Genomic DNA, 4,894 nt, shown 5'->3' on the forward strand with positions numbered 1-4,894 from the left:
CGGATATTTGCCGTGCCAGTGGGTAGTTTTTCGCGCGGCTCTGGATTTTCGGAGTTTTTGCACAGACTGGAAAGCCGGAATCTCATAGGGGATGCCGAGTTCGGAAGCTGTTGTCATGTCAATCCGCCGTGGATTCCCGCCCCGGTTCGGGCCAGGGTCGGGCTTGGCGCAGGAGCGGGGCGCGGGGCGCTTCTTTCCCCCAGCGCGTAGCGGCCAGGGCGCTGGACAGGGGCTGGAAGGCGTCGCCGGCGGCTCTTACGCGGACTCCCCGGTGCCGCCGCCGCGGGCCAGCAGGCGGTCCAGCCAGAAATTGGAGAGTTTTTCCTGCATGGAGTTCTGCCGCAGGCGCGCGTTCAGGTGCTCGAAGTCCACGCGGTCCAGGGCCTGGTCCTGGTTGTAGCAGGAATAAACGAAATATTCCTCTCCGGTGCGGGGGTCCGTGTGCCGGCACAGGCACTGGGCGCAGACCCCTTTCATCATGCACTGCATGGGAGAGTTGATCGAGCCGATCGCGGTATGGGACTCTTTGAGCAGGGGCGCCAGCGGGCCGTGCCGCGCCTCTTTAACGGCGCGCATCATGCGGTCCGAGCCGATCGCGATCATATGGTCCACGTCTTGCAGCCGGATCGGGGTCGCGCCCAGTTCGCCCCGGCCGTAAGCCAGCATTGCTTCCACGATATTGCCTACGGCCGTCTTGTCCTGTGGCCGGCGCTTCGCTATGGGCGCATTGCCGCGGTCCACGGTCCAGACGACGATGTCCGCGGCCGCCTCCATCTCTTCGGGCTTGAATACGTCCTCGCTGCGGCGGTAGCCGGCAAAGTACAGTACCCGGGCCCCGGCGGCGCGTAGCGACTGGCCTATGGAGAATTGTACGGCGTTGCCCAGCCCGCCCCCGGCCAGCAACACGGTGCGTCCGGCCGGCAATTCCGTCGCCTGCCCGGTAACGCCCATCACCACCAGGGGGTCGCCCGGTTTCCAGAGCGCGCATAGGCGTGAGGAACTTCCCATCTCCAGGGCGACCAGCGAGATCAGCCCCCGCTTTTTGTCCACGGAGGCGCCGGTCAGCGCCAATCCCTCGGAGACCAGCTTGGTGTCTTCCACCGCGGCGGCCAGGGTCTCGTAGTTCTGTACCCGGTAGAACTGCCCCGGCCGGAATTTTCTGGCCTGCATCGGCGCTTTGACCACGACCTCGACGATGGTGGGCGTCAGGCGGTTCACCTCGCGGACCGTGGCTTGCAGTTGCCTGTCCATCCGCGCGAACAGGCGGCGCAGTTGCAATTCCCGTTGCGGCTGCGCCGCGGGGTCCAGGTGCCGCAGTTCCCGCTCGAACAGCCGCACGATATAGGGATAGCCGTCGCGGGCGCTGGCCATGGCCCGCACCACGCTGCCGGCATAGACGGGATGCGCGTCGCCGTAGAAGGTGATGCGGCGCCCGTCCCGGCAGTACGAAGTGAATGGCGCGGGCCGGCCTACCTTGGGCAGGGGCGTGTCCTCCATGGGCAGAAAATCGTCGCCGCCATCGTCGTTGCGGGCGGGTTCGTAGCGCTGGAAGCTGCTGCGGTCCATACGGAAGGAATAGGGATATTCCTGTTCGTATATGGTGTTCGGGACGGTGCCCGCGGCGATAAACAGGCTTTTCAGCGGCACTTCTACGGTCTCTCGAGAGTTTTGCCATCCGCCGTCCTGTTGCCGTGTGTGCCGGAAGCGCACCGCCCGCAGCGCCCCCCAGCGGTCGGCAAGCGCCTGATCCGGCGTCAGGCACTCGGTCAGTTCGATGCCCTCGCGCAGGGCCTCGCGCAGCTCTTCGTGGTTGAGGCGGTAGGCAGGCGAGTCCTGTACCCGTTTGCGGTAGTACAGGGTGACGCCCCCCCAGCGCCGCAGCAGGGAGGCCAGGTCGGGGGCGCGGCCTTCGTCTTGCGCCCGCCGCCGCTCGGCGCGGAGCTCGCGGGCGTGGCTCAGGAATTCGTCCAGGATCTCCCGTTCCTCTTCGTCCATGGCGTCCCGGATCTGCCGCTCCATGCCATCCGCGGCCAATCGCCGGTAGCGCATAAATACCTTCTCCACTTGTTCCGGGTAATAGGCCAGCGCCTCGGTCGCCGTGTCTATGGCCGTCAGGCCGCCGCCGATGACGCCGGCGGGGAGCCGGATTTGCAGATTGGCGAGCGAATTGCGCCGGGAGGCGCCGCTTAACTGCAACGCCATCAGGAAGTCCGAGGCCTTGCGGATGCCGCGGATCAGGTTGTTCTCCATTCCGATGATGGTAGGTTTGCCGGCCCCGCAGGCCAGCGCGATGTGGTCGAAGCCGAACTCCCAGGCGTCCTCGATGTCCAGCGTCCCGCCGAAACGGACGCCGCCGTAGCAGCGGAAGGAGCGCCGCCGCGCCAGCGTCAGGTGGATGACGGCCAGCAGGTTCTTGTCCCAGCGGGCCGTGATCCCATACTCGGCGACGCCGCCGAAGCCGGCCATGGCGCGCCGGTCCAGCGGCCGGTAGAGTTTGCGGAAATCCCGCAACGGTTGCGGCGGACGCCCTTCCGTTCCCGTTCGTTCCGGCGCCAGGGGTTCGATCTTCAGGGCGTCCAGCCCCGCCACGCCGAAGCCTTCGTTCAGCAGGTAATGCGCCAGGGTGTAGCCCGCCGGGCCCATGCCGACCACCAGCACGTTCTTGCCGTTGTAGGGCAGCGAGTAGGGACGTCTCCGGTTCAACGGGTTCCAGCGCGCCAGCAGGCTGTAGATCTCGAACCCCCAGGGCATGAACAACACCTGGGTCAGCGCGAAGGTCTCCACCTGCGGGATGTTGACCGGCTCGCTCTTCTGAAAGATGCAGCCCTTCATACAATCGTTGCAGATGCGGTGTCCGGTCCCCGGACACATGGGGTTGTCCACCATGATCAGCGCCAGCGCCCCGATGTAGTCGCCGTGCCGGGCCAGCAACTGCATCTCGGAGATTTTTTCTTCCAGCGGGCAGCCGATGATCGCGTTGCCCAGCGGATTGCGCCGGTAATCGCCGGTCTTGCGGTTCCGCATCCCCCGGGAACAGGAATCGGCGGCGCGGTCGTGGCAGTAGAGGCAGCGCTCCAGTTCGTAGAGTTCCTGTCTCAGGTTGCAGCGGCGGTCGGTGAGGTCGAAGCCGTTGCGGTGCCGGCGATCTTCCGGTTTCGCGGCCCAGCTTTCGTAGCCGTCGCGGCGGCGGCGCTGGTGCGTCACCAGTGTCCCGAAGTCGTTCTTGCGCGGCGTCTTCAGGCAGATCCAGTTAGCGGCCCGCGGCAATAGTCGTGGGCGTTGCAGGCACAGCCAGCACCACCGTTCCACGCATTGCAGCAGGGCCTCGGCCAGGGCGGTCGGCGCCTGCATCTCCAGTTCCGCGGCGAATAACGCCGCGTCGTCGGTTGCTGTGCCGGGCGCCGTGCCGGCAGCCCGCAATGCCGCCGCGATGGCCGCCGCCTCCGTTGCGGCCGCGGCTTTTTCCGGGGGCTCTTTCAGGCGTCCGGCCAGCCTTGCCAAAGTCATGCCGGTTTTGCATAGCCGCCATTCCGGATCGTCGGCGCCTGGGGCGACGACCTGCGTCAAGCGCTGCAGTTTGCGCTCCAGCAATGCCGCATTCCAGGTGTCCACATCGTCGTTTCGGAACCGTTCGGCCAAGTGCTGCGCCACCTCCCGGCGGAAGGCGAAGACGGTGTCCAACTCCCGTCGTGCCCGGGCGCGTTTTTCTCCCGCGGCCTCTTGGAGCCGGAATAGCCGTTCCACAAAGCGGCTTAGATGCGGGGCCACCTCGACCAGCAAAGCCGAGCTTTGTACCGCCGGCATGGACTCGCCGTCAGGCCGCAGGTAGTCCCGGTAGCGGCGGCACAGTGCGGCGTCCTCCCGCTCCAGGTCTTCCTCGAAGCGCCGCGCCAGGTCGCGCAGGCGCACCGGGTCGTGCAGATCCGCGTAGGAAAATCCCGGAATGCCCGGGCGCAAGGTTTCGCTCACTCTGCCGTGCGGCGGCGCCGTGGTCGTATCGGGAGGGCCGGGCCCCATTTCACGCTGGAGGCGTGGGGGCGCAGTAGAGGCGCCCCCCTTGGGGCGGCAGTTGTCGCGGAGGAGGTCTGCACGAGTTCGTGGGCGATTGTAACGATACGGCGCGCTAAAGGACAGCGCTATCCGTCGTGTAGCGCTGCCTGCGTCCCCATGGCGCCCCTGCACGGCGCGCCTTGCGAGCGCATCTCCAGGGCGGCGGGGTGCCCGTAGCGGGCGGCGGTGTTCAGCGCTTCCGGCTGCCGCCGCGGGAAGGGCGTCGCGCCCGTTGCGGGGACTTGCCGAAGGGCCAGGGCCGTTCCTCGGTCTGGTAGGTGACGTAGCGCAGGATCTGCTCGGCGTAGCTGCTGGCGCGCTCGCTAAGTTCCAGCAATTGCGGGTTGATTTTGCCCACTAGCAGCTGGGCCAGAAATTGGAACAAAACCAGGATCCAGATCAGCCAGGCGAAACAGAAATAGAACAATATGCCAAAGCCCAGCATGAACAGCCCTCGTTGCCAGTGCGCCCAGCTGCCCAGGCGGTTGGTCATGGCGGTCAACCAGGCGGGCGGGGGCTTTTTGGCGGCGGCAGCCGTTTTCTTGCCGCTGTCCGCGTCCCGCGCCTTTTCCGTGCCGGGCGGCGTGTGTTCCGCTTTCCTGCCCTGAGGGGTGGATTTCTGTTCCTTGTCCTCTGCCATGGTCCTGTCCTCCGTTGCTGCGAAAAAACCCCAAGCCGGGATTATACGGCATGAATCGAGAAGATGTATTCCGGCGCGCAAGCCGGAATCCCTCTTGCGGCCTCGGCAGCGCGTATGAGATTCCGGTTTGCGTGTCTGAGCCTGTACACCGGCTGTTCGCGGGGGATTGCCTGCGGCGCGGCGTGGGGGATAATGTTCGGCAGG

General features: G+C 66.2%; 2 protein-coding genes. Both read right to left on the reverse strand.

Annotated elements, in window-relative coordinates:
* Window positions 1-255: 255 nt before the first annotated feature.
* The gene (locus tag OXU43_07080; GenBank protein ID MDD9824917.1) at window positions 256-3,969 is read right to left on the reverse strand and encodes an FAD-dependent oxidoreductase; all 3,714 of its coding nucleotides are present in this window, start codon (window positions 3,967-3,969) and stop codon (window positions 256-258) included.
* A gap of 271 nt (window positions 3,970-4,240) precedes the next feature.
* Complete coding sequence (locus OXU43_07085; protein MDD9824918.1) at window positions 4,241-4,690, reverse strand: DUF4389 domain-containing protein; 450 nt, start codon at window positions 4,688-4,690, stop codon at window positions 4,241-4,243.
* Window positions 4,691-4,894: the final 204 nt, after the last annotated feature.

Source organism: Gammaproteobacteria bacterium, assembly GCA_028817255.1.
Classification (GTDB): Bacteria; Pseudomonadota; Gammaproteobacteria; order Porifericomitales; family Porifericomitaceae; genus Porifericomes; species Porifericomes azotivorans.

Bases quoted from the DNA above. Each gene is read 5' to 3' on its own strand.
- OXU43_07085 (MDD9824918.1), bottom strand. From the start codon at position 4,690: ATGGCAGAGGACAAGGAACAGAAATCCACCCCTCAGGGCAGGAAAGCG.